The organism is Micromonospora parathelypteridis, assembly GCF_014201145.1.
In the GTDB taxonomy this organism is placed as follows: domain Bacteria; phylum Actinomycetota; class Actinomycetes; order Mycobacteriales; family Micromonosporaceae; genus Micromonospora; species Micromonospora parathelypteridis.
On the sequence record NZ_JACHDP010000001.1, the window covers coordinates 3,679,147 to 3,702,175 of the forward strand.

At 70.9% G+C, this 23,029-nt stretch carries 21 protein-coding genes; 16 read left to right on the forward strand and 5 right to left on the reverse strand.

The features are described 5' to 3' along the window. The first annotated feature begins 48 nt into the window (after positions 1 to 48). Together HNR20_RS16595 and HNR20_RS16600 are read left to right on the forward strand one after the other, a co-directional pair. Positions 49 to 1,329: an MFS transporter gene (locus HNR20_RS16595; protein WP_184180883.1), complete on the forward strand. Its 1,281-nt coding sequence runs from the start codon at positions 49 to 51 to the stop codon at positions 1,327 to 1,329. Between the two features lie 151 nt (positions 1,330 to 1,480). Then, positions 1,481 to 1,990 (forward strand): hypothetical protein, encoded by a 510-nt coding sequence (locus HNR20_RS16600; RefSeq protein WP_184180885.1) that lies wholly within the window; start codon positions 1,481 to 1,483, stop codon positions 1,988 to 1,990. Positions 1,991 to 2,023: 33 nt separating this feature from the next. Here HNR20_RS16600 and HNR20_RS32920 read toward each other — a convergent pair whose 3' ends face one another. Beyond that, on the reverse strand, positions 2,024 to 2,749 hold the full coding sequence (locus HNR20_RS32920; RefSeq protein WP_184180887.1) for a helix-turn-helix domain-containing protein: 726 nt from the start codon (positions 2,747 to 2,749) through the stop codon (positions 2,024 to 2,026). Positions 2,750 to 2,988: 239 nt separating this feature from the next. On the opposite strand from HNR20_RS32920, the gene HNR20_RS16610 reads away from it, so the two are divergent. Together HNR20_RS16610 and HNR20_RS16615 are read left to right on the forward strand one after the other, a co-directional pair. Beyond that, positions 2,989 to 3,660, forward strand: a complete 672-nt coding sequence (locus HNR20_RS16610) for a DUF4097 family beta strand repeat-containing protein (protein WP_184180889.1) — start codon at positions 2,989 to 2,991, stop codon at positions 3,658 to 3,660. Between the two features lie 30 nt (positions 3,661 to 3,690). Further along, positions 3,691 to 4,539, forward strand: coding sequence for an alpha/beta fold hydrolase (locus HNR20_RS16615; RefSeq protein WP_184180891.1), 849 nt, complete (start codon positions 3,691 to 3,693; stop codon positions 4,537 to 4,539). 54 nt (positions 4,540 to 4,593) lie between these two features. Here HNR20_RS16615 and sepH read toward each other — a convergent pair whose 3' ends face one another. The 3 genes from sepH to HNR20_RS16630 all read right to left on the reverse strand — a co-directional run bounded on the left by sepH (position 4,594) and on the right by HNR20_RS16630 (position 8,296). Then, positions 4,594 to 5,673, reverse strand: a complete 1,080-nt coding sequence (sepH, locus tag HNR20_RS16620; RefSeq protein ID WP_184180893.1) for a septation protein SepH — start codon at positions 5,671 to 5,673, stop codon at positions 4,594 to 4,596. 185 nt (positions 5,674 to 5,858) lie between these two features. After that, complete coding sequence (gene serC, locus HNR20_RS16625; RefSeq protein ID WP_184180895.1) at positions 5,859 to 6,986, reverse strand: phosphoserine transaminase; 1,128 nt, start codon at positions 6,984 to 6,986, stop codon at positions 5,859 to 5,861. Between the two features lie 203 nt (positions 6,987 to 7,189). Continuing rightward, positions 7,190 to 8,296, reverse strand: coding sequence for a citrate synthase 2 (locus HNR20_RS16630; RefSeq protein ID WP_124774249.1), 1,107 nt, complete (start codon positions 8,294 to 8,296; stop codon positions 7,190 to 7,192). Positions 8,297 to 8,575: 279 nt separating this feature from the next. Between HNR20_RS16630 and pdxH the strand changes: the two genes are divergently transcribed. The 7 genes from pdxH (at position 8,576) to HNR20_RS16665 (ending at position 14,663) form a co-directional block, all read left to right on the forward strand. After that, positions 8,576 to 9,205, forward strand: coding sequence for a pyridoxamine 5'-phosphate oxidase (gene pdxH, locus HNR20_RS16635; protein ID WP_184188550.1), 630 nt, complete (start codon positions 8,576 to 8,578; stop codon positions 9,203 to 9,205). Further along, the gene (locus HNR20_RS16640; protein ID WP_184180897.1) at positions 9,202 to 10,500 is read left to right on the forward strand and encodes an MFS transporter; all 1,299 of its coding nucleotides are present in this window, start codon (positions 9,202 to 9,204) and stop codon (positions 10,498 to 10,500) included. The genes pdxH and HNR20_RS16640 overlap by 4 nt, the downstream gene beginning before the upstream one ends. Before the next feature lie 18 nt (positions 10,501 to 10,518). Next, on the forward strand, positions 10,519 to 11,448 hold the full coding sequence (locus HNR20_RS16645; protein WP_184180899.1) for an aldose 1-epimerase family protein: 930 nt from the start codon (positions 10,519 to 10,521) through the stop codon (positions 11,446 to 11,448). Further along, the gene (locus HNR20_RS16650) at positions 11,448 to 12,050 is read left to right on the forward strand and encodes a nitroreductase family protein (protein WP_184180902.1); all 603 of its coding nucleotides are present in this window, start codon (positions 11,448 to 11,450) and stop codon (positions 12,048 to 12,050) included. Before HNR20_RS16645 ends, HNR20_RS16650 begins: the two co-directional genes overlap by 1 nt. Positions 12,051 to 12,237: 187 nt before the next feature. After that, entirely contained in the window at positions 12,238 to 12,543 is a 306-nt protein-coding gene (locus HNR20_RS16655; RefSeq protein ID WP_030329612.1) for a type II toxin-antitoxin system VapB family antitoxin, read from the forward strand. A gap of 44 nt (positions 12,544 to 12,587) precedes the next feature. Beyond that, on the forward strand, positions 12,588 to 13,751 hold the full coding sequence (locus tag HNR20_RS16660; protein WP_184180904.1) for an acyl-CoA dehydrogenase family protein: 1,164 nt from the start codon (positions 12,588 to 12,590) through the stop codon (positions 13,749 to 13,751). Positions 13,752 to 13,847: 96 nt separating this feature from the next. Continuing rightward, positions 13,848 to 14,663 carry a DUF4230 domain-containing protein gene (locus HNR20_RS16665; protein WP_373290984.1) on the forward strand — a complete coding sequence of 272 codons (816 nt, stop codon included), beginning with the start codon at positions 13,848 to 13,850 and terminating at the stop codon, positions 14,661 to 14,663. A gap of 382 nt (positions 14,664 to 15,045) precedes the next feature. Here the strand turns inward: HNR20_RS16665 and HNR20_RS16670 are convergent, their stop codons facing one another. Continuing rightward, positions 15,046 to 15,255 (reverse strand): PspC domain-containing protein, encoded by a 210-nt coding sequence (locus HNR20_RS16670; protein ID WP_184180909.1) that lies wholly within the window; start codon positions 15,253 to 15,255, stop codon positions 15,046 to 15,048. 479 nt (positions 15,256 to 15,734) lie between these two features. Here HNR20_RS16670 and HNR20_RS16675 point away from each other — a divergent pair, with 479 nt between their 5' ends. From HNR20_RS16675 to HNR20_RS16695, 5 genes are all read left to right on the forward strand, one after another. Next, positions 15,735 to 17,105 (forward strand): L-serine ammonia-lyase, encoded by a 1,371-nt coding sequence (locus HNR20_RS16675; protein WP_184180911.1) that lies wholly within the window; start codon positions 15,735 to 15,737, stop codon positions 17,103 to 17,105. A 72-nt stretch (positions 17,106 to 17,177) separates the two neighbouring features. After that, complete coding sequence (locus HNR20_RS16680) at positions 17,178 to 18,005, forward strand: ABC transporter permease (protein WP_184180913.1); 828 nt, start codon at positions 17,178 to 17,180, stop codon at positions 18,003 to 18,005. Position 18,006: 1 nt separating this feature from the next. Next, on the forward strand, positions 18,007 to 18,753 hold the full coding sequence (locus tag HNR20_RS16685) for an ABC transporter ATP-binding protein (protein WP_110564637.1): 747 nt from the start codon (positions 18,007 to 18,009) through the stop codon (positions 18,751 to 18,753). Next, complete coding sequence (locus tag HNR20_RS16690) at positions 18,750 to 20,708, forward strand: DUF5941 domain-containing protein (protein WP_184180915.1); 1,959 nt, start codon at positions 18,750 to 18,752, stop codon at positions 20,706 to 20,708. Before HNR20_RS16685 ends, HNR20_RS16690 begins: the two co-directional genes overlap by 4 nt. A 15-nt stretch (positions 20,709 to 20,723) precedes the next feature. Further along, complete coding sequence (locus HNR20_RS16695) at positions 20,724 to 22,934, forward strand: bifunctional glycosyltransferase/CDP-glycerol:glycerophosphate glycerophosphotransferase (protein ID WP_184180917.1); 2,211 nt, start codon at positions 20,724 to 20,726, stop codon at positions 22,932 to 22,934. Positions 22,935 to 23,029: the final 95 nt, after the last annotated feature.

A 23,029-nucleotide genomic window follows, 5' to 3' on the forward strand; every position in this document is an offset into this window, starting at 1 on the left:
TGCCGTCACGTGTCGATGACGTGTACGTCCGGAGGAGGCGCACCAAGAGTGCAGGCGAAGCTGAGCACGATGTTCCAGTCCCTACAGGTCCGCAACTACCGCCTCTTCGCATCCGGGCAGCTGATCAAGTTGATCGGTGTCTGGATGATGTTCATCGCCCAGGACTGGCTCGTCCTCGAGCTCTCCAACAACTCGGCCACCGCGCTCGGTGTGGTCACCGCCTGTCAGTTCACCCCGGTGCTGCTGCTCACGCTGCTCTCCGGCCGGCTCGCCGACCGGTACGACAAGCGGGTGCTGCTCTTCGCCGCCAACTCCTTCTGGAGCTTGCTGGCGGCCGGCATGTCCCTGCTGGTCCTCACCGACCTGGTGCAGCTCTGGCACGTCTTCGCCTTCGCCGCGCTGCTCGGCACGGCCAACGCCGTGGAGACCCCGGTCCGTCAGGCGTTCGTCTCCGAACTCGTCGGCACGCCCCTGCTGCCCAACGCGCTGTCGCTGAACGCCGCCGTGTTCAACTCCGCCCGGATCGTCGGCCCGGCCGTCGCCGGCCTGGCCATCGCCGCGTTCGACGTCGGCCCGGTCTTCCTCTTCACCGCGGTCAGCTCCATCGCGCCCCTGGTCAACGTGGTCCGAATGCGGACGTCCGAACTGCAACGCGACGCCCTGCTGCCGCGCGACGAGCGGGCGTCCGCGCGGGTCATCGACGGGCTGCGGTACGTGTGGCACCGCCCCGACCTGCTGTTGCCGATGGCGGTCATGTCGGTGATCGGCATGTCGCTCTTCAACTTCCAGCTCACCCTGGCCGCGCTGGCGAAGACCGTCTTCAACACCGGCGCCGCCTCCTTCGGCCTGTTCAGCACCGCGCTGGCCGTCGGCGCGCTCGGCGGCGCGCTCAGCGGCACCGGTCGGCGTAGCCGCCCATCGGTCTGGCTGGTGCTGGGTGCGGCGATCGCCTGCGCCTGCTTCGGCACCCTGGTCGGTCTCGCCTCGGCGTACTGGCTGGTCGTGGTGCTGCTGGTGCCGACCGGCTTCTTCATGGTCTTCTTCGCCCAGGCCGCCAACCAGCGGGTCCAGCTGGGCGTGGACGCCGCCTTCCGGGGTCGGGTGATGTCCCTGTGGGTGCTGGTCTTCCTGGGCACCAATCCGGTCGGCGCGCCGCTGATCGGCTGGGTCGCGGAGCACTACGGTGCCGGGGCCAGCATCTGGATGGGCGCGTTGCTCTCGCTGGCCGCCGCGCTGATCGCCCTCACCTGGCAGCTGCGCCGCTCCGGTGCCCGGCTGCGCTTCCGGGTCCTCCCGATGCCCCGCTTCTACGTAACCTCCACCGACTGAGGGTAGGGAAGGGGCCTCTTCTTACCGGACATTCTGGAGGAGAGGCCCCTCCTCGACACCTGGCGGAGTCAGGGGCGAGTCTCGTTGGACGGATTACGCGGATGCGGCCAAACCGCTGGCGGGGTGGCACGGCGGGGCTTAGCGTCGATACGTGGGAGTCGGACGCGCGCTGATGCTGGCCCTGGCGTTCCTCGCCGTGGCCAGTCTGCCGGCGGCACTCGCCCTGCTCTTCTGCTATGACGAGATCCTCGACCGGGTGGTCTGCGGCTGGTCCGAGTGGCGTGAGCGCAGTCGAGAGAAACGCATCATTGCCCGTCTCGACCGGGCCATCGAGGCCGACGCGCTGACCCGGGACATCGACCTCAGCGGTTTCGACCGCACCGACCGGCGGCCCCTGGAACAGCTCGCCGCCGACCTGCGCCGCCTCGGCGGCCAACGGCTCGGCGGCACCGGCCGGTCGATGGTCTGGCACAGCGCGCTGCTCCAGGCGTACGACGACAGGCTCCGGCTGGCCTGCCGTGCGCTCGGCATCACCGAGCACCTCGCCGAGTTGGCCGGCGTCGACCAGGAGATCGAGCGGGTCCGCGTGGAGGGCGTGCTGCACGCCGCAGGGCTGGCCCTGCCCGCGGCCCGGACCGGGCACTGGCAACGGCACCGCTGAGCGGGACGGACGGTCGTGGCTCTTCGTCGCGGTCTACTCGCGGGTCGTCCCGGATCTGGTGTGGAGGACTTCGCGGGCCTGCTCGGCAGCGCGATTGATGCTTTCGCTGATGAAGTCGAGGAAGCGGGCGACGTTCTCCAGGCGGGTGGCCGCGAGGGTGTCGGGGCCGAGGATGGCGACACCCTGACGTGCGATCTCGACGAGCTGGTCGTTGGCTCGGGCGCTGGCGATCGTCGCCTGGTAGAAGAGCTCGTCGTCGACGACGTAACGGTCGCGGCGGCGTTCGTCGCGTTCGCGGCGGACGAGGCTCTGGCCCTCCAGAAAGGTGATGGCCTTGGAGACGGACGCCGGGCTGACCTCAAGGCGCTGGGCGAGCTCGGACGCGGTGAGGCTGCCCGCGTCAGTGGTGAACAGGCAGGTCAGCACCCGCGCGCCCATCTTGGTCAGGCCGGAAGCCATCAGGACGGTGGTAAACGCCTCCTCGTACTCGGCCACGGCCTCGGCGTCGCGCCCGTGCGGCTGGGGGGCTGCCTCGGCGCCTCGGACTGATGCCGGCCTGCGCCGGTGGGCGCGGCGCTCGGTGGCGCGGTGGGCCAGGTCGGCGCGGTACGCGGTGGGGCCGCCGTTGCGCATCACCTCGCGGGTGATCGTCGAGGTGGGACGGTCGAGGCGTCGGGCGATCTCGGCGTAGGGGAGGCTGTCGGCCAGCCCCAGCGCGATCTGCTGGCGTTCCTGCTGGGTGAGTCTGCCTCCCGGCATCACGGTCTCCTCGGGCGTTCCTTCGTGGTGGTCCCTGACCGGCCCACTATAGCGTTCACCTTCTGACCATTGCAATGCACTGAGCTGCAATCGTTGCGTTATCGTCAGGCCAGTTGCAATGATTTTACGGCTTCTAGCTGCGGGTATGTTCTGTCAGTGCAACGACTCTGTTGCCGAGATTCGAAAGGCAACGTAGCGTTTCGGGTGTCAGAAAGAACGAGCGAGCACAGGAGAGCACGATGCAGAAGTTCGACACCCCCGCCCCGATCAACGCCGTCCTGGACATCCCCGCCGGACGCATCCAGTTCATCGCCGCGGACCGCGCCGACACCACCGTCGAGGTCCGGCCCGCCGACCCCTCCAAGGGCCGCGACACCAAGGCCGCCGAGCAGACCACCGTCTCCTACGCCGACGGTGTCCTGCGGGTCACGGCCTCGACCTCCGGCAACCTGCTCGTCGGCCCGTCCGGATCGGTGGAGGTGACCGTCCAGCTGCCCGCCGGCTCCCGCGTCGATGCCAAGACCGCCAGCACCGAGCTCCGCAGCGTCGGGCGCCTCGGCGACATCTCCTTCCAGGGCGCGTACCGGCGAATCAAGATCGACGAGGCCGCGAGCGTCCGCCTCCACGCGATCGACGGCGACGTCGAGGTCGGCCGGCTCAACGGCCCCGCGGAGATCAGCACCTCGCGGGGCGACATCCGGATCACCGAGGCCGTGCACGGCACGGTCGTGCTCAGCACCCAGTCCGGCAACATTTCGATCGCCGCCGCCCACGGCGTCTCCGCCGCCCTGGACGCCGGCACCGGCTACGGCCGCATCAGCAACAGCCTCAAGAACGACGGCACCGACGGACTCGACATCCGCGCAACCACCTCCCACGGCGACATCACCGCCCGCAGCCTCTCCGTCTGACCCGACCCAAGACGCGACCAGGAGCAGAGCATGACGACAGGCAGCAACTCCTCGACCAGTTCGACGTCGACCGGCAGTTCGAAGTGGACCGGCATGGTGGCCGTGGACGACACGGCCCTGGCCGTCACCGACAGCGGCGGTCCCGGCGTCCCCGTGATCTACCTCAATGGCCAGTTCGCCACCCAGGGATACTGGCGGCGGGTCATCGCTGAACTGGGAACGGGGTGGCGACACATCACCTACGACGAGCGGGCTCGCGGCAGGAAGTCGAAGCGTTCGGCCGACTACTCCTTCGAGGCCGCCGTCCGGGACGTCGACGCCGTGCTCGCAGCCAGGGGCGTGGATCAGGCCCTGGTGGTGGGCTGGTCCTACGGGGCGGTTGTCGGGGCGCACTGGGCCAGTCGCAACCCCGAGCGTGCCCTGGGCGCAGTCCTGGTCGACGGAGCGTTCCCGTACGACTGGCTCGACGAGGCCATGGAACAGCGGATCCGCAAGCTGTTCCGGCGGATGAACCTGTTCATGCCGCTGTTGCGCCCGACGGGCCTGACTCCACGGATGAACGCCGAACAGATGGCGAACAGCAACATCGAGCTGGGCCGGCTCTCCCGCGAGAGCGAGCTGGGCCCCGTGCTGGACAACATCTCTGTCCCGGCGCGCTATGTGGTCGCCTCGGGGACGTCCCTCGGCAGTCGAGGTGACGAGCAGGAGCAGATCCGTACCAGCCTCGATGCGGTGACCGCCCGTAACCCGAACATCAAGATCGGCGCGAAAGTCGCCAGCAACCACGGCGCGATCCTCAAGAAGGACTTCCGGGCCATCGCCGAGGCCGTCCGCGAGGTCGCCGCCGTCGGGTCCGACGGCACGACCAGCAGTCGGTGAAGCCAGGTGCCTTGCGTTGACGGGTGGTGAAGAGCCACCCGTCAACGCGAAGCGTCAGGAGGACTCGCGCGCGGCCGGACCGCTGCCGAAGAGCACGTCGTCCCAGCTCGGCAGGCGCTTGCGCGGCTTGCCGTTGGCATCGGTGGCCTCGCCGCCCGCAGCGGCCGCGGCACCCGTCCGGCGGGGCCGCAGCACCGCCAGCGACGGCACGGCCGGCACTTCCTTGGGCGCGTCCGAGTCGTCGTCGAAGGCCGACCCCTGGCCGCCGCCGAGCAGTGCGGCTGCGCCCCCACCGACCGGCCGCTGCCGGGGCGCGTCCGACCCGCCAAGAGCAGCAGGGGTACGCGGCTCAAGGCCACGACCCGACGACGCGCCGAGCGGGCGGTCCAGTGAGGCGAGCAACGCGTCGCGGCCGGCCCGGATCGGATCCCGACCGGGGCGCGGGTGCTCGGACGCCGCCGGCAACCCGTGCCCACCACGGCTCGGCTCGCCGCGCGACGGACCGGGCAGGCCGTGCCCGCCCCGCTCCGGCGCCGGCTCCTGGCCGAGGATCGGCGTGGGGCGCTCGGCGCACAGGTACTGCGCCATGTCGTCGTGCGGGGCGACCGACTGCCGGGTCTTGTCGAGATCCCAGATGGCCTGCGCGGTGGCCTTGCCGGACGGCCAGGTGGCGATGATCCGCCAGGTGCCGTCGTCACGCCGGTACGCGTCCCAGGAGATCTTCTCGGTGTCGATGCCGTGCTGGCTCAGCCGACCGTTGACCACCTCGGCGAGCGGGGTGGGCTTCTCCGCGCCCTTGAGTCGGGTGCGGCGGGCGTGCTGGGCGAGCATCGCCCGCTCCTGCAGGACCGGGCCGGCGTAGCGCAGCACCCGGTCGACCGGCACCCCGGCGATCCGGGCGACATCCTCGGCGGACTCACCGGAGCGGATGCGGGCCTGAATGTCCCGAGGAGACAGTGAGGGGACCGGGTCGGCTGCGGTCGGCGCCACCACCAGCGGCGGCGCGCCAGGCTCGGCGTGCAACGCCCCCGAGATCCGGTCGTCGATCGGCAGGGCGAGCAGTCGTCCGACCTCGTCGGCGAGAACCAGGGCATGGCCGTCCTCGGAGAGGGCGACGAAGCGTACTGGGCGCATAGCGTTGCCTCCGTCCCGCTTCGCTGGCCGCACGCCACGAGTCGGCCACCCAGGCGTCTCGGACCACCGTACGCGCATCTGCCTCGGGGTGGGGGAAGCGACACCCCGCATGTCATGACTGAGCTGCAACGATGATCACGGTCGGTGTCCGTGGAAGCCTCAACGGACACCGACCGTGACGAACCTCAGAGTCGCTCGACCACGTAGTCGATGGACGCGGTCAGCGCCTCGACGTCGGCCGGCTCGACGGCCGGGAACAGCGCCACCCGCAACTGGTTGCGACCGAGCTTGCGGTACGGCTCGGTGTCCACGATTCCGTTGGCGCGCAGCGCCTTCGCGATCGCGGTGGCGTCCACCTCGTCGGCGAAGTCGATCGTGGCGACCACGTTGGAGCGCAGCGCCGGGTCGCCGACGAACGGGCTGGCCACGCTGGACCGCTCCGCCCAGCCGTACACCGTGGCTGCGCTCTCGGCGGTGCGCTTGGCAGCCCAGGTCAGGCCACCCTGCGCGTTCATCCAGTCGGTCTGCTCCGCGGCCAGGAAGATGGTGGCCAGCGCCGGGGTGTTGTAGGTCTGCTCCAGCCGCGAGTTGTCGATCGCGGTGACCAGGTCGAGGAAGGCGGGGATGTAGCGTCCGGACGCCTTGATCTCGGCGGCGCGATCCAGCGCGGCCGGTGACATCAGGGCCAGCCAGAGACCGCCGTCCGAGCCGAAGCACTTCTGCGGAGCGAAGTAGTAGACGTCGGTCTCGCCGACGTTGACCTCCAGGCCTCCCGCGCCGGAGGTCGCGTCGACCAGCAGCAGTGAACCCTCGTCGGCCCCGGCGACCCGGCTGATCGGGACGGCCACACCCGTCGAGGTCTCGTTCTGCGGCGTCGCGTACGCGTCCACGCCGGACTCGGCGACCAGGGTCGGCGCGCTGCCCGCGTCGGCCTTGCGGACGGTCGGCTCGCCCAGGAACGGCGCGTCCTTCACCGACTTGGCGAACTTGGCACCGAACTCGCCGAAGCTGGCGAACTGGGCCCGGTCGCGGATCAGCCCGAAGGTGGCGACCTCCCAGAACGCGGTGGTGCCACCGTTGCCGATCACGACCTCGTAGCCCTCGGGCAGCGAGAAGAACTCGGCGATGCCGGAGCGCAGCCGGGCCACCTGGTCGCGGACCGTCTTCTGTCGGTGCGAGGTGCCCAGGTAGCTGGTCGCGACCTCGGCAAGCGCGGACACTGCCGCTGGGCGGACCTTGGACGGGCCGCAACCGAAGCGTCCGTCGGCGGGCTTGATCTCATCGGGAATCCGGATGGTCGGTGCGTCAGCCACGGTCTTGAAGATCCTTCCGCAAGGGCGAGGGCGGGCCCGGCGACACTGCCGGCCCTCATCCTCGCACTCGGACCCATCGGTGCAAGCCGGGCCCCCGAGGGCTGGGCTGAGTCCTTCGCCACACCTCGGCGGCAACGGCCGGGTGTACGCCAAAAGGGGCCCCGCCCATCGCCAGGCGATGAGCGGGGCCCCTTACGGACAGCTCAGACGCCGTGGGGGATGGCCGCCCAGCCCTCGACGTCGGACGGCTTGCGGGTCTCCGGGCCGATGTAGCGGGCGGACGGGCGGACCAGCCGCTGCAGGCGCTTCTGCTCCAGGATGTGCGCGCTCCAGCCGCCCATCCGCGCGCAGGTGAACATCGAGGTGAACATGTGCGCCGGCACCTCGGCGAAGTCCAGCACGACGGCCGACCAGAACTCGACGTTGGTGGCCAGCACGCGGTCCGGGCGGCGGGCCTGCAACTCGGCGAGGGCCGCCTTCTCCAGCGCCTCGGCGATCTCGAAGCGCGGCGCACCCAGCTCCTTGGCCGTGCGCCGGAGGACGCGGGCGCGCGGGTCCTCGGCCCGGTAGACGCGGTGGCCGAAGCCCATCAACCGCTCACCGCGATCGAGTACGCCCTTGACGTAGCCCTCCGCGTCGCCGCTGCGCTCCACCGCCTCCAGCATGCTGAGCACCCGGGACGGGGCGCCGCCGTGCAGCGGGCCGGAGAGGGCGCCGATGCCGGAGGAGATGCAGGCGGCCGCGTCCGCTCCGGTGGAGGCGACGATGCGAGCGGTGAAGGTGGACGCGTTCAGGCCGTGCTCGGCGGCCGAGATGAAGTACGCGTCGACGGCCTTGACGTGCCGCGGGTCGGGCTCGCCACGCCAGCGCTTCATGAACCGCTCGACGATGGTCTGCGCCTTGTCGATCTCCTTCTGCGGCACCGCCGGCAGGCCGAGGCCCCGGGCGGACTGCGCGACGAAGGAGAGCGCGGTCACCGAGACCCGGGCGAGGTCCTCACGGGCCTGCTCGTCGGAGATGTCCAGCAGTTGGTTGAGCCCCCAGTACGGGGCCAGCATGGCGACCGCGGACTGCACGTCGACGCGGATGTCACCGGAGTGCACCGGCACCGGGAACGGCTCCGCCGGCGGCAGGCCCGGCCCGAACCGGCCGTCGACCAGTAGCGCCCACACGTTGCCGAACGACACCTGGCCGATCAGATCCTCGATGTCGACGCCGCGATAGCGCAGCGCGCCACCCTCACGGTCAGGTTCGGCGATCTCGGTCTCGAAGGCGACAACGCCCTCCAGCCCGGGTTTGAAATCGGCCATGTGGCTCTCCTGGATCTGGTCGGTGCGCCCGGTCAGCTCATCCGGCCCGGTCGGCCGAGCGCCCTAGGCGACCCTCAGGGATGTGTTCGGAACATACTGCCTGCTGAGTAAGGGATACGCGACCCGCTGCGACTGTGCTGCACGCGACATCTTCGAACGCGCATTCTCGGCGCTACTCGGTGAGACTGGGCGGTGCGGTCTGGCCAGCGCGGGAGGGCGTCGGCCGGGTCGCCGAGAAGGAGTGGGGACGTGACGGGCGACACACCCGCCCCGGCCGCGATGCGTAACGAGTACGCCGCGGACCTGGGCCTGACCGAGGCTGACCTGGCCGTGGACTGGCACACCCAGTTCGACCGCTGGTTCGCCGACGCGGTGGCTTTCGGACTACCCGAACCCAACGCGATGGTGGTGGGCACCGCGGACTCGGCCGGGCGGCCGAGCGGACGGACGGTACTGCTGAAGGGGTACGACCCGGAGGGGTTCGTCTTCTTCACCAACCACCTGTCGCGCAAGGGCGTCGAGGCGTCCGTTAACCCGTACGCCAGCCTGGTCTTTCCGTGGTTCGCCATGCAGCGTCAGGTGGTGGTCGCCGGGCGGGTCGCGCACGTCGACCGCGCGACGAGCGAGGCGTACTTCGCCAGCCGGCCGCGCGGCTCCCAGTTGGGTGCCTGGGCCAGCCCGCAGTCGCAGGTGGTCCCGGGCCGGGCGGCGCTGGAGGAGCGCTACCAGGAGGTGACCGAGCGGTTCGCCGACGGGACCGAGATCCCGACCCCGTCGCACTGGGGCGGGTTGCGGGTCCAACCCGAGTCGGTGGAGTTCTGGCAGGGTCGGGCCGGCCGGTTGCACGACCGACTCCGCTTCCGTCGCCTCGACGAGGGTGGCTGGATCGTCGAGCGGTTGGCGCCGTGACGGGTGTGCAGGAGGCTCGGCCGCGCGGACTGCGTCGCTGGGCTATCGACGTACGGCCGCTGCGCGTGCCCGCGTACCGGCGGCTCTGGCTCGGCAACACCGTGGCGATGTTCGGGTTCCAGTTCACCGCCGTCGCGGTTCCGGTGGAGATGTACGCCCTGACCCGGGACTCGTTCTGGGTGGGCCTGCTGGGCGTGGCGGCCTTCGTACCGTTGCTGATCTTCGGGCTCTGGGGTGGCGCGGTCGCCGACGCCCGTGACCGCCGTGCCGTGCTGCTCGGCGGGTCGGTGCTGCTCTGGGCGTCCACCCTCGGGCTGCTGGTGCAGGCGCTGCTGAACGTGGGCAGCCCGGTGCTGCTGTTGGCGTTGATGGCGCTGCAGTCGGTGGCGTTCGCGATCACCTCGCCGGCCCGCAGCGCCATGCTGCCCCGGCTCGTGCCGGACGACCTGGTGCCGGCGGCCAGCACCCTCAACTACACGACCTTCACCGCGGCCTCGGTCGCCGGCCCGCTCGTCGCCGGCCTGATCCTCTCCGCCTCGCCGGACACGACGGTCGTCCTGCCCATCGCGTACGGCGTGGACGCGGTGCTGTTCACCGCGATGCTCTGGGCGGCGCTGCGTCTGCCCGCGCTGCCGCCCGAGCCGACCGCGGACGGTCAGGTCCGCCGTGCCGGCCTGGCCAGCGTGGTCGACGGGTTCCGCTACCTGGCCACCACACCCGTACTCCTGCTGTCCTTCGGGGTGGATCTGATCGCGATGATCCTCGCCATGCCGCGGGCGCTCTTCCCGGAGATCGCGCACGAGCGGTTCGGCGGCGGCGGGGCGGTCGGCCTGCTCTACAGCGCCATCGCGATCGGCTCGATGATCGGTGGGCTGACCTCCGGCTGGATCGGCCGGCTCCGCCGGCAGGGGCTCGGCCTGGTGCTCGCGGTCGTCGCCTGGGGAGTCGCGATCGCCGCGGCGGGGTTGGCCCACCAGCTTTGGCTGATGGTCCTGCTGCTCGCCGTGGCCGGCGCCGCCGACCTGGTGAGCGCGGTGCTGCGCCAGTCGATGATGCTGGTCTACGCGCCGGACCGGATGCGCGGCCGGCTCCAGGGCGTCAACACGGTCGTCGTGGCGGGTGGCCCGCGTCTGGGTGACCTGCGGGCCGGCACCATGGCCGCCGGGTTCGGTGGCGGGGTGGCCTGGGTGGCCGGTGGGCTCGCCTCGGCGGTCCTCGTGGTGGTGCTCGCGGTCGCGTTCCCAGCACTGCTGCGCTACCGGGCGGCGACGGCGTCGAGCGGCGACCGGACGTGACCGGTTAGGGTCGCCGACATGGAAAGCCCCGATCAGCGCCCGTTCTCCGGCGCCCAGTGGACCATCTCCGCCGCCGGCCACGAGGCCGTCATCGTGGAGGTGGGCGGTGGGCTCCGGACGTACCGGCACGACGGTGTCGACCTGGTCGACGGTTACCAGACCGACGAGGTCTGCCCCGGCTGCACCGGGCAGGTGCTGGCACCCTGGCCGAACCGGATCCGCGACGGCCGCTACTCGTTCGGGGAGCGGACGCACCAGCTCCCGCTGACCGAGCCGGAGCGGCACGTGGCCATCCACGGGCTGGTCAACTGGGTGCCGTGGCGTCTGTTGGAGCAGTCGGAGGACGCGGTGACGGTCGGCTACGACCTCCCGCCGCAGCCCGGCTACCCGTGGCCGCTGCGGTTGGTCAGCCGGTGGAGCGTCGGTGCGGACGGGCTGCGCGCCGAGCACGAGGTGACCAACACCGGCGGGGAGGTCGCGCCGTTCGGCTTCTCCGTGCACCCGTACCTGCAACTGCCGGGCGTCGCGGTCGACGACCTGGTCATGCGGCTGCCGGCCCGTACCCGGCTGTTGGTGGACGGCCGGCTGCTGCCGGTCGGCGCGACCCCGGTGGCCGGCACCGAGTACGACTGGACCAGCCCGCGCCGGATCGGTGCCGCCGAGCTGGACCTCTGCTTCGGTCAGGTGATCCGCGACGCCGACGGCGGCTCGTCGGTGAGCCTGTCCGCGCCGGACGGTTCGGCGGGGGTGAGCATCTGGGCGGACGCCGAGTTCGGCTGGTGGCAGGTGTTCACCGGGGATGCGCTCACCGGTGAGCGGCACCGCCGTTCGGTGGCGATCGAGCCGATGACCTGCCCACCGGACGCGTTCCGCTCCGGCAAGGACGTGCTCACGCTCAAGCCCGGCACGACCTGGCGGGGTGCCTGGGGCATCCGGCCCGGAGCCTGATGGAGTTCGCCGAGGTCGTCCGGCGTCGGCGGATGGTCCGCAACTACGACCCGGACCGCCCGGTCCCGCCCGACGTGGTGGACCGGCTGCTCGAGCACGCCGTCCACGCGCCGTCGGCCGGGTTCGCCCAGGGCTGGGGTTTCCTGGTGCTGGAGGAGCCGGCCGACCGGGAGCGGTTCTGGGCGGCCACCACACCCGATGGCGGTGGTCGCGAGCGTTGGCTGGCGGGGATGCGCCGGGCACCCCTGATCGTGGTGCCGCACGCGAACGAGTCGGCCTACCTGCAGCGCTACGCGGAGCCGGACAAGGGTTGGACGGACCGGTCGACCGACCGGTGGCCGGTGCCGTACTGGCACGTGGACACCGGATTCGCGGCGTTGCTGATGCTGCTCACCGCCGTGGACGAGGGGCTGGGGGCGTGCTTCTTCGGCATCGCGCCGCAGCGGCTCGCCTCCTACCGGGACGCGTTCGGCGTGCCGGCGGAGTACCAACCCATCGGAGCCGTCACAATCGGTTACCGGGCACCCGACCATCGGTCACCGTCGCTGCGCCGTGGGCGCCGCGGAGTGGACGAGGTGGTGCGGCGCGGCCGGTGGAGCTGAGAATGGCGTCCTGTTCGTCCGGTTGAGGATCGGACGAGCGGTAGCGAAACTGACATCAGGGAGCAGAACGCAACGTGCGCTGGGCGGCTAGGCTGGCACGGTCATCGGTGCCGCGCCGCGCGGTGCCCGCCGCGGCCCGGCTCGGCGCTGTCGGTCGGCCCGGCCACGGGGAGGGGAGCGTGCCGTCGTGATCTTCAGAGCGGTCCGGGACGGGCGTCCCTACCCGGAGCACAACCTGACCCTGAAGCAGTGGGCGGAGATCCCGCCCCGTCCGCTGCGCCTGGACCAGATGATCACCACCAAGCGCGAGTTGGCGCTCGACAAACTCCTCGCCGAGGACTCCACCTTCTACGGTGACCTCTTCCCGCACGTCGTGCAGTGGAACGGCGGGCTCTACCTGGAGGACGGGCTGCACCGGGCGTTGCGGGCCGCTCTCCAGCAGCGCAACCAGATCCACGCGCGGGTGCTGGTGCTCTCCGAGCCGATCGAGTGACGAGCCCTTCTTTCGCGCACTGAACCTTCGTTAGGGTGGCGTCCATGACCGCTCCGCTCGACCTGCTCGACCTGGATCCGTCGCTCACCGAGGAGGAGCGGCAGATCCGCGACGTCGTCCGCCAACTCCTCGACGACCGGGTGCGGCCGCACGTCGCCGACTGGTACGAGGACGGCCGGGTGCCCGCCCGGGAGCTGGCCCGCGAGTTCGGCAAGCTCGGGCTGCTCGGCATGCATTTGACCGGCTACGGCTGCGCCGGCGCCTCCGCGGTCGCCTACGGGCTGGCCTGCCAGGAGTTGGAGGCCGCCGACTCCGGCGTCCGATCCCTGGTCTCGGTGCAGGGCTCGCTCGCCATGTTCGCCATCTGGCGCTACGGAAGTGCGGAGCAGAAGCAGCACTGGCTGCAGTCGATGGCCACCGGTGAGGCGATCGGCTGCTTCGGCCTGACCGAACCGGACCACGGCTCCGACCCTGCCTCGATGGCCACCCGGGCCCGCCGCGACGGCGACGACTGGGTGCTCACCGGCGGAAAGATGTGGATCACCAACGCGCCGATCGCCGACGTCGCGGTGATCTGGGCGCGCACCGACGAGGGCGTGCGCGGCTTCGTCGTCCCCATGGACACACCCGGCGTCACGGCCCGGGAGATCCGCCGCAAGATGTCGCTGCGCGCGTCGGTGACCGGCGAGATCGTGCTCGACGGCGTCCGGCTCCCGGCAGACGCCCAACTACCCGAGGCGACCGGGCTCAAGGCACCCCTGAGCTGCCTCACCGAGGCCAGGTACGGCATCGTCTGGGGCGCGGTCGGCGCCGCCCGTGACTGTCTGGAAACCACCCTGGCGTACGCCACCACCCGCACCCAGTTCGGTCGCCCGCTGGCCGGCTTCCAACTCACCCAGGCGAAGCTCGCCGACATGGCCGTCGAGTTGGTGAAGGGGCAACTGCTCGCGCTGCACCTGGGCCGGCTCGCCGACGCCCACCGGCTGCGCCCCGAGCAGGTCAGCGTGGGCAAGCTGAACAACGTGCGGGAGGCCCTGGCCATCGCCCGGCAGTGCCGCACCATCCTCGGCGCCAACGGCGTCTCCGGTGAATACCCGGTGATGAGGCACGCCAACAACCTGGAGAGCGTGCTGACGTACGAGGGCACCTCCGAAATCCACCAACTGATCGTCGGGCAGCGGCTCACCGGGCTCTCCGCTTTCGCCTGACCTGCCCGTTTGCGTTTTTCGTCCGCTCAACGCGCGACTGTCGTACGGGGGCCGTACCGTCATTGGCAGACGACGTGTCTGACGAGGACGGTGAGCGTGATGGCCCGCGACGCTGGCATCAACGAGCCCACGAGGGAGTTCCCCGGTTACCCGACCGGCGACGATCTCAAGGAGCGGTCGACCGCGACACCCGAGCCGACCACGGATACACCGGGCGGCTCCGGAGGCTCCGGAAACTTTGACGGCTCCGGCGGCCCGACGACCGGTGGTGGTGGGGCGGCCCGTGGCCTGCTCCTGCTGCTCGGCGCTGCCGCACTGGCCGTGGTCGTGCTGCTCGGCATTCAGGCGACCGGCTTCCTGCCGGAGTTCCGCAACCCGTTCGCCAAGGAGCAGACCGACCGCAGTCAGCCGCCGCTGCTGAAGTCGATCCAGGACCTCAGCCGCTACGTGGCCGCCGAGGGCAACTTCCAGGTCGTGGTCGACACCCAGAACGACCGGCGCAACGTTCCAGACTTCCTGCTCAACGAGCGCACCCTGTTCGTCGGGGCCGGCAGCGTCGAGGCGTACGTCGACTTCACCAAGATCGGTGAGGGTGCCGTCGTCCAGTCCGCCGACGGCAAGTCCGTCGAGATCAAGCTGCCCGCGCCGCAGCTCGGCGAGACCAACCTCGACATGGAGAAGAGTTACGTCTTCGCGGAGCAGCGCGGTCTGCTCAACCGGCTCGGTGACCTGGTCGGCAACGACCCGAACCGACAGCAGCAGATCTACGTGCTCGCCGAGGACCGGATCACCAGCGCCGCCCGGGACAGCGGGCTCGCCGCCCGAGCCCAGGACAACACCCGCAAGATGCTGGAGGGGCTGCTGCGCTCCCTCGGCTACCAGCAAATCACGGTCACCTTCACGGCACCCTGAGCTGCCACACCCCGTAACGCCGAAGCGCCCGCTCCGACTGTCGTCGGAGCGGGCGCTTCCATTCCGCCCGTCAAAAGCCGCCCGCGGCCGCAGCAGGCGCTCCCATTCCGGCCGTCAAAACCGCCCGCATTCCGGCCGTCAAAGCCGCCCGCCGCCGCAGCGGGCGCTCCCATTCCGCCCGCCGCTCGCCGCTCGCCGCCCGCCGCCCGCCGCCCGCCGCCCGCCGCCCGCCGCCTGCCACCCGCCGTGCCGGCGCTGTGCCGCGCCTGGCGATCACCATGATCGACACGACATCCGCGATGTGGGGGTATCGGGGTGCGCTGATACCCCCATGTCGCCGATGTTGAGTGGATCAAGCGCGTGGTCCGGGGGCGGCGGAGGGTCAGTGCTGGGTGGAGGCCAGGTAGCGGTCCTCGTTCGGCATCAGGAACCACAGCACGAGGTAGACGATCACCTGGGTGCCGGGCAGTAGCAGGGACAGCAGGAACAGAAGCCGGACCATGAACGGCGAGGTGTTGAATCGGCGGGCCAGGCCGGCGCAGACACCGGCGATCATGCGCCCCTCGCGGGGTCGGACCAATTTGCGACTCATCGTCGTACTCCCACTCTGCGGCGGTGCGCCGCGTCTGCAATCCACGGTAGACAGGGGTGGCCAACTCGCCCTCGGTCCCGAGGAGGATCGGCAACCCGTGGACCCGTAGGTGCTTTACCCCGGCCGCCCCTCCCTGACGCCCCTAGGCCGAACCGAAGCCGAAGCCGAACCGAAGCCGAAGCCGAAGCCGCAGCCGCAGCCCGCCAAGATCGTGCTCGATCCTGGATGTAGTGGCCTCGGGGGTGGGCGGAGACCACTGGAACCTGGATCGAGCGTGATCTTCCGGTGGCGGGCAGACGACGGTCAGGTGCCGGCGTTCAAGCGGACGGTTGGGCGCTGAGCTGGGCGGGTAGGCTGGCTGATCGGGCACCCACACCCCCGGGTGACCGGCACCACACAGCCACGAGCGGGGCCGCCAGACCGGTGGCCACGACCGGGTCGGATCCCGTAAACCGGGCCGACGGCGAGGAAGCGCAGCCATGATCAGTGTTTTCGACCTTTTCAGTGTCGGCATCGGGCCGTCCAGCTCGCACACGGTGGGGCCGATGCGGGCCGCGCGCACGTTCGTGGCCGGGCTCAAAGCCGACGGGCTGCTCACCGACACCGCGCGGGTGCAGGCTGAGCTGTTCGGCTCGCTGGGCGCCACCGGGCATGGCCACGGCAGCGACCGGGCGGTGCTGCTCGGGTTGGCCGGCGAGTCCCCGGAGACGGTCGACACGGACACCGTCGGCCCTCGGGTCGAGCGGATCCGGGCCGAGCGGCGGATCAACATCCTGGACGCGCACGAGATCGACTTTGACCCGGATCGGGACCTGACGCTGCACCGCCGCCGGTCGCTGCCGTACCACCCGAACGGGATGACCTTCGTGGCGTACGACCGGGCTGGCGCCGAGGTGCGCAGCCGCACCTACTACTCCGTCGGCGGCGGTTTCGTGGTGGACGAGGCGGCGGCGGGCGCGGACCGGATCAAGCCGGACAGCACGGTAGTGCGGTACCCCTTCCTGACCGGGGCGCAACTGCTGGCGCAGACCACCGCGACCGGCCTGTCGATCAGCGAGGTGATGCTGGCCAACGAGCGTTCCTGGCGCAGCGAGGCGGACATCCGGGCCGGCCTGCTGGAGATCTGGCGGGTCATGCAGGAGTGCGTGCGGGCCGGTTGCGAGCGGGACGGCGTACTCCCTGGTGGGTTGAAGGTCCGGCGGCGCGCGGCGGAGCTGCGGCGTGGCCTGGAGGCGGACGCCGGGACGGCCGACCCGCTGCACGCGATGGACTGGGTGACGCTGTTCGCCCTCGCGGTCAACGAGGAGAACGCCGCGGGCGGCCGGGTGGTCACCGCGCCGACCAACGGTGCGGCCGGGATCATTCCGGCGGTGCTGCACTACTACACCCGGTTCGTGCCGGGCGCCGATGATGACGGCGTGGTGCGGTTCCTGCTGGCGGCCGGCGCGATCGGCGTGCTGTTCAAGGAGAACGCGTCGATCTCCGGCGCGGAGGTCGGCTGCCAGGGTGAGGTTGGCTCGGCGTGCTCGATGGCGGCGGCGGGGTTGGCCGAGGCGCTCGGTGGCACCCCGGAGCAGGTCGAGAACGCGGCGGAGATCGGGATGGAGCACAACCTCGGGTTGACCTGTGACCCGGTGGGTGGCCTGGTGCAGATCCCCTGCATCGAGCGGAACGCGGTGGCTAGCATCAAGGCGATCACGGCCGCCCGGCTGGCGCTGCGCGGCGATGGTGTGCACAAGGTGTCGCTGGACAAGGTCATCAAGACCATGCGGGAGACGGGCGCCGACATGAAGGTCAAATACAAGGAGACGGCGCGTGGCGGTCTGGCCGTCAACGTGATCGAGTGCTGAGTCCGGCCGATTCGGGGCATTCGTTCACCGACTGCTAACCTGTCGTCCGTTTCAGGAGGCGGGAGGCTCGCGGTGACCTCTGGCGTCGCGGCCCTGTGGTCGCACCGCAACTCGCTGCGCATCCTGGTCAGACGGGACCTGGCGGTCAAGTACCAGCAGTCGGTGCTGGGCTACTTCTGGTCGTTGATCGAGCCGCTCGGCATGGGCGCCATCTACTGGTTCGTGTTCGGGGTGCTCTACTCCCGGGACACCGGTCGGCACCTCGGTGAGGCGGCCGGGTCGTACCCGCTGTTCCTGATCACCGGGATCTTCGCCTGGATGTGGACCAGTTCGGCGCTGAGCGAGGCGACCAACGCGCTGACCGGCCAGTCCCGGCTGATCACCACGATGAACGTGCCGCGTCAGGTCTTCCCGATCGGCCGGGTCACCGGCCGGTTCGCCGAGTACGCTGCCGGCCTGCCGATCCTGATCGCCATCGCGGTGATCTACGCGGTGCACGGTCGGATCCACCCGGGCTGGTCGCTGCTCTCCCTCCCGCTCGCGGTGGCGCTCCAGGCCGTCCTGTTGACCGGGCTCGCCCTGCTGCTGTCCGCGTGGAACGTGCTGATGCGCGACGTGGAACGGTTCATGCGGCTGATCATCCGGGTGCTCTTCTACGCCACGCCGATCATCTATCCGCTCAGCCTGGTCCGGGAGTCCGGCCTGCCCGGTTGGCTCAAGGTGGTGTACGAGTTGAACCCGCTGGTCGGGATCTTCCAGCTGCACCACGCGATCTGGTACCCGGACGAGTTCCCGGACGCCCGGCTGCTCGCCATCACGGTCGTCGGCAGCCTGCTGGTGCTGGCCGCCGGCTGGTGGTCGTTCCGCCGGTTGGAACCTGCCGTGCTCAAGGAACTCTGAGATGGCCGCGCCGATCATCGAGGCGGACGGCCTGGGCATTCGGTTCGTCCGCAACCGTCGCCGCCAACTGCGGCTGCGGGAACTGTTCATCCACCGGGGTGGGCGTGGTGCCCTGCCGGGCCAGTTCTGGCCGCTGCGCGACGTGTCGTTCACCGTCGAGCCCGGCGAGACCATCGGAGTGATCGGCCGCAACGGCACCGGCAAGAGCACCCTGCTGCGGCTGATCGCCGGGGTGCTCATCCCGGACGAGGGCACCATCCGGGTGCACGGTGCGGTGGCACCGTTGCTGGAGTTGTCCGCCGGTTTCTCCAACGACCTGACCGGGCGGGAGAACCTGCACCTGGTCGGTGGGCTGCACGGGCTGTCGACGAGCTATCTGAAGCGGCACTTCGACGAGATCGTCGAGTTCGCCGGTGAGCAGGTGGAGCGGGCCATCGACACGTCGGTGCGGCACTACTCGTCGGGGATGAAGGTGCGGCTGGGCTTCGCGATCATCTCGCACCTGCCGCACCCGATCCTGCTGATGGACGAGGTGACCGCGGTAGGAGACGCGGAGTTCCGCAAGAAGTGCTACGCGACAATTGATCGTCTGCTCGGGGAGGGGCGCACGCTGGTGCTGGTGTCACACAACGAAAAGGACCTGACCCGGTTCTGCCGTCGGGGGTTGTACCTCGACGCGGGCCGGTTGACGCTCGACGGCACCATCGCCGAGGCGCTCGACGCGTACCACGCCGCGGTTCCGCGGTGACGCTCGCGATCGTGCTCGCCGCCGGTACGCCCGCGGCGGGCCTGACCACCGCGACCGGCGAGTCGCTGGCCGACCGCCTGGCCGCACAGTTACGCCGGGCCGGGGCGGACGAGGTGCGCTTCGCCGCCGACCTCGACGAGTTGGCCGCGCTTGTCGACACCGCCACCGCCTCCGTTCTGATCACCGGAACCGACCTGGTGGCGCACACCGCCGTACTGCGGCACCTGGCCACCAGCCCGGTGGGACCCACGGTGGCGCTGGTGCTCGGCGACCCGCCGGTGCCCGGGCGGGCCGTCGTGCGGGAGGAGCGCGGCCAGGTGGTCGACGCCGGCGCGGTGGACGCCCTCGACGGGGACGCCACCGGCGTGTTCGGCGGCGCGCTGCGGGTCGGCGTGGACGACCTCCCGACCCTCGCGGCCGCCGCGCGGGCGGCGGGCGGCCCCGGGCCCGCCGTGGACCGGCTCTTCGCGGGCCTCGCGGCGCTCGGCACCCTGATCTTCGCCCAGCGGGTACGCCTGCTCGTCGCGCACCGGGTCGAGGACGCCTCCGGGCTCGCCGCTGCCGAGGCGGCGGTGACCGCGGTCGACGAGGACCGGGCCGAGTTGCGGCTGTCGGTGAAGGAGAAGGACGACTTCTTCACCACCTACTTCGTCAGCACCTGGTCACCCCAGGTGGTGCGGTTGGCGGCCCGGCTTCGGCTCACTCCGACCGGGGTGACGGCGATCTCGGTGCTCTTCGCGCTGGCCGCGGCGGTGCTGTTCGGGGTCGGTGGGCGAGCCGCGCTGGTCAGCGGTGGGGTGCTGCTCTACCTCGGCTTCGTGCTGGACTGCGTGGACGGCCAGTTGGCCCGCTACACCCGGCACTTCAGCGCCTGGGGTGGCTGGCTGGACACGATGGCGGACCGGGCCAAGGAATACCTGGTCTACGCCGGTCTGGGCTTCGGGGTGAGCCACGCCGGGCTGGGTAACGGGTGGGCGCTCGCGATCGCCGCGATGACGTTGCAGACCGTTCGGCACATGACCGACACCTGGTACGGGGTGTTGCACGACGAGGCGGCCCGTCGACCGCGCGCGGCGACGGGTGCCGGCGGCGGGATCGGTGACCGGCTCAATGCGGCGTCGACCCGGGTGCAGGCCGACACCGGCTCGGTGTCCTACTGGTTGAAGCGGACCGTCGTCTTCCCGATCGGTGAGCGGTGGGCGCTGATCGCGCTGACCGTGGCGCTGTTCAACCCGCTGGTCAGCCTGATCGCGGTGCTGGTCTGGGGTGCGTTGGCGTTCGCGTACACCGGGGCTCTGCGGACGCTGCGCGCCCGCTGGATGTGGGTGCCGGTGCTGGACACGGTCGACGCCACCCTGCACCGCGACGACGGGCCGCTGGCCCGCCGGCTGCCGGTGGTCCGCCCGATGGGGCCGCTCACCCTGGCGGTGATCGCCGCGCTCGGCCCGGCGGTGCTGCTGGTCGCGGCGCTGCTGAGCGACGCGCCCGACGGACTGCGCTGGGCGGTGCCGGTGGCGCTGCTGGTGCTGCTGGTCGGTGGCCTCGGCGCCGGAGCGGCGCACAACGGGCCGCTGGACTGGTTGGTGCCGGCGGCGCTGCGGGCCGCCGAGTACCTGTTCGCCATCGCGGTCGGGGTGGTCGGCGACGTGCCGGGTTGGCTGATCTTCGGGTACGTCTTCGTGCTCACCGTGCACCACTACGACCTGACCGCCCGGCTGGAGAAACGGCAGGCGGCGCCGCCTCTGCACGTGGCCACGCTGGGCTGGGAGGGGCGTTCCGCGCTGCTGGCCCTCGCGGCGATTGCCGGCACGGCAGGTGTCGGGCTGGCTACACTCGGTGCGTACCTTCTGGTGGTTTTCGTGGTGAGCGTCGTCCTGGCCTGGTTCGTCCGACCGGCGAGTAGCACGCGGGCGTCGGTCGCGCCGGTGGGCGCTGGAGGTGCCGCGCCACGCTGACGGAGGGACGGCCGGGTGACCCTGATCAGTTTCGTGGTGCCGGCCTTCCGGGTGCAGGGATACCTGCGGGAATGCCTGGACTCCATCCTCGGTCAGCCGGAGACCGACATCGAGGTGATCGCCGTCGACGACTGCTCGCCGGATGCCAGCGGCGACATCATCGACGAGTACGCGGCCCGCGACCAGCGGGTCCACTCGGTGCGACTGCCGGAGAACGTCGGCCTCGGTCCAGCCCGCAACATCGGGCTGGACCGGGCCGTCGGCGAGTACGTGTGGTTCCTCGACGGCGACGACTGGCTGACGCCGGAGTGCCTGACGGAGGTCGCCGAGCGGTTGCGCGGCACCCGCCCGGACGTGCTGCTGGTCGATCATGTCCGTACCCACTGGAACGACACCGCCACGCGCAGCGCGATGGCTGAGGTGTTCCCGGAGTCACCCGGCGTGGGCACCTTCCGGCTGCGGGACCGGCCGGAGGCCATGCGGCTGCTGCACACCGCGTGGAACCGGCTGGTCCGCCGGGAGTTCCTCGTCGACCTGGGGCTGCGCTTCGCGCCCGGCTGGTACGAGGACGTCTCGTTCAGCTACCCGGTCCTGATGGCGGCGCAGCGGATCGGCGTACTGGATCGGGTCTGCGTCAACTACCGGCAACGCCGCGCCGGCGCGATCACCCGGACCCGGGGGGACCGGCACTTCGAGGTCTTCCCCCAGTGGCACCGGGTCTTCCACCTGATGGATTCGTGGGGGTCGGCGACGGACGCTCTGCGGCCGGCGGTCTTCGAGCGGATGATCTGGCACTACCTGACTGTGCTCGGCAACGGCCAGCGGATCGCCCCGGAGTTGCGGCCGGCGTTCTTCGCGCAGATCACCGCCGACTACGAACGCTGGCTGCCGCCCGGCGGCTATCCGGTGCCCGACGGGGTGGAGGGGATCAAGCACCGGCTCGTCGCCGCCGGCCGCTGGCGCACCTTCAGCGCGTTGCGGGCCGCCAGCCGGGCCCGCGACACCGCCCGCAGGAGGGCCCGCACCGCCCGGCGCCGGGTCGGCCCGGTCGCTCGGCGCGGCGCCCGGTTGACCCGCGACGGCCTGCTGCGCGAGTACTACCGAGCCGAGCTGCGGCGGCCGGTCGATCCGACGCTCGCGGTGTACGCCGCCTACTGGTACCGGGGGTACTCCTGCAACCCGGCGGCGATCTACGAGGTCGCCCGCCAGTTGGCGCCGGGGGTGCGTGGGGTGTGGATCGTGCGTCGGGACCGGGTGGACACCGTGCCGACCGGGGTGGAGTACGTGGTCGCGGGCACCCCGGCGTACTTCCGGGTGCTCGCCCGCGCCCGATGGTTGGTCAACAACGTCAACTTTCCGGACTTCGTCCGGAAGCGACCCGAGCAGGTGCACCTGCAGACCCACCACGGCACACCGGTCAAGGTGATGGGCCTGGATCAGCAGCGCTACCCGATCGGCGCGGGCCGGATGGACTTCGCCGGGCTGCTGCGCCGGGTGGACCGGTGGGACTACAGCGTCAGCGCGAACAGCTTCTCCACCCAGATGTGGGATCGGGCGTACCCGGCCACGTACACGACCCTGGAGGTGGGATACCCGCGCAACGACCGCCTGGTCACCGCCGGCCCGGACGAGGTGCGCCGGCTACGCGCGGAGTTCGGCCTCGACCCCGACGAGCAGGTCGTGCTGTACGCGCCGACGCACCGCGAGCACCTCCCCGGTTACCGGCCGCAGTTCGATCCGGACCGGTTCGTGCGGGCGCTGGGCGACTCGGGTCGGCTGCTGATGCGCAGCCACTACTTCCACGATCGTGATCGGCGCCCTGGCCGACCGAAGGACTGGGAGCGGGTTCGCGATGTCAGCGGCTACCAGCGGGTGGAGGATCTCTATCTGATGGCGGACGTGTTGGTCACCGACTATTCGTCGGCGATGTTCGACTATGCGGTGCTGGACCGGCCCATCGTGCTCTACGCCCCGGACTGGGAGGCGTACCGGCTGGCCCGAGGTGTCTACTTCGACGTGACGGCCGAGCCGCCGGGAGCGGTGGCCACCACCTTCGCCGACCTGCTCGACCTGTTCCGTACCGACGCCGTGCGCTCGGAGGCGGCGACCAAGGCCCGCGAGCATTTCCGGGGCCGGTTCTGCACATTGGACGACGGGCGGGCGGCGGAGCGGGTGGTGCGCCAGGTGTTTCTGGGAGAGCCGAGCGAACGATCATCACGCTGTTGATCGCGCCTGTTGTCGTGTAATAGCAGCGTCATTTGCCGAACATAAGACGTTCACCCGATGTGCTAAACGGATGATCCTGGTCACAGTCTTCTGGG

Bases quoted from the DNA above. Each gene is read 5' to 3' on its own strand.
- HNR20_RS16610 (WP_184180889.1), top strand. From the start codon at position 2,989: ATGCAGAAGTTCGACACCCCCGCCCCGATCAACGCCGTCCTGGACATC.
- HNR20_RS16630 (WP_124774249.1), bottom strand. From the start codon at position 8,296: ATGGCCGATTTCAAACCCGGGCTGGAGGGCGTTGTCGCCTTCGAGACC.
- HNR20_RS16685 (WP_110564637.1), top strand. From the start codon at position 18,007: ATGGCCGCGCCGATCATCGAGGCGGACGGCCTGGGCATTCGGTTCGTC.
- HNR20_RS32920 (WP_184180887.1), bottom strand. From the start codon at position 2,749: ATGCCGGGAGGCAGACTCACCCAGCAGGAACGCCAGCAGATCGCGCTG.
- HNR20_RS16660 (WP_184180904.1), top strand. From the start codon at position 12,588: ATGACCGCTCCGCTCGACCTGCTCGACCTGGATCCGTCGCTCACCGAG.
- HNR20_RS16650 (WP_184180902.1), top strand. From the start codon at position 11,448: ATGGAGTTCGCCGAGGTCGTCCGGCGTCGGCGGATGGTCCGCAACTAC.
- HNR20_RS16645 (WP_184180899.1), top strand. From the start codon at position 10,519: ATGGAAAGCCCCGATCAGCGCCCGTTCTCCGGCGCCCAGTGGACCATC.
- HNR20_RS16670 (WP_184180909.1), bottom strand. From the start codon at position 15,255: ATGAGTCGCAAATTGGTCCGACCCCGCGAGGGGCGCATGATCGCCGGT.
- HNR20_RS16675 (WP_184180911.1), top strand. From the start codon at position 15,735: ATGATCAGTGTTTTCGACCTTTTCAGTGTCGGCATCGGGCCGTCCAGC.
- sepH (WP_184180893.1), bottom strand. From the start codon at position 5,673: ATGCGCCCAGTACGCTTCGTCGCCCTCTCCGAGGACGGCCATGCCCTG.
- HNR20_RS16615 (WP_184180891.1), top strand. From the start codon at position 3,691: ATGACGACAGGCAGCAACTCCTCGACCAGTTCGACGTCGACCGGCAGT.
- pdxH (WP_184188550.1), top strand. From the start codon at position 8,576: ATGCGTAACGAGTACGCCGCGGACCTGGGCCTGACCGAGGCTGACCTG.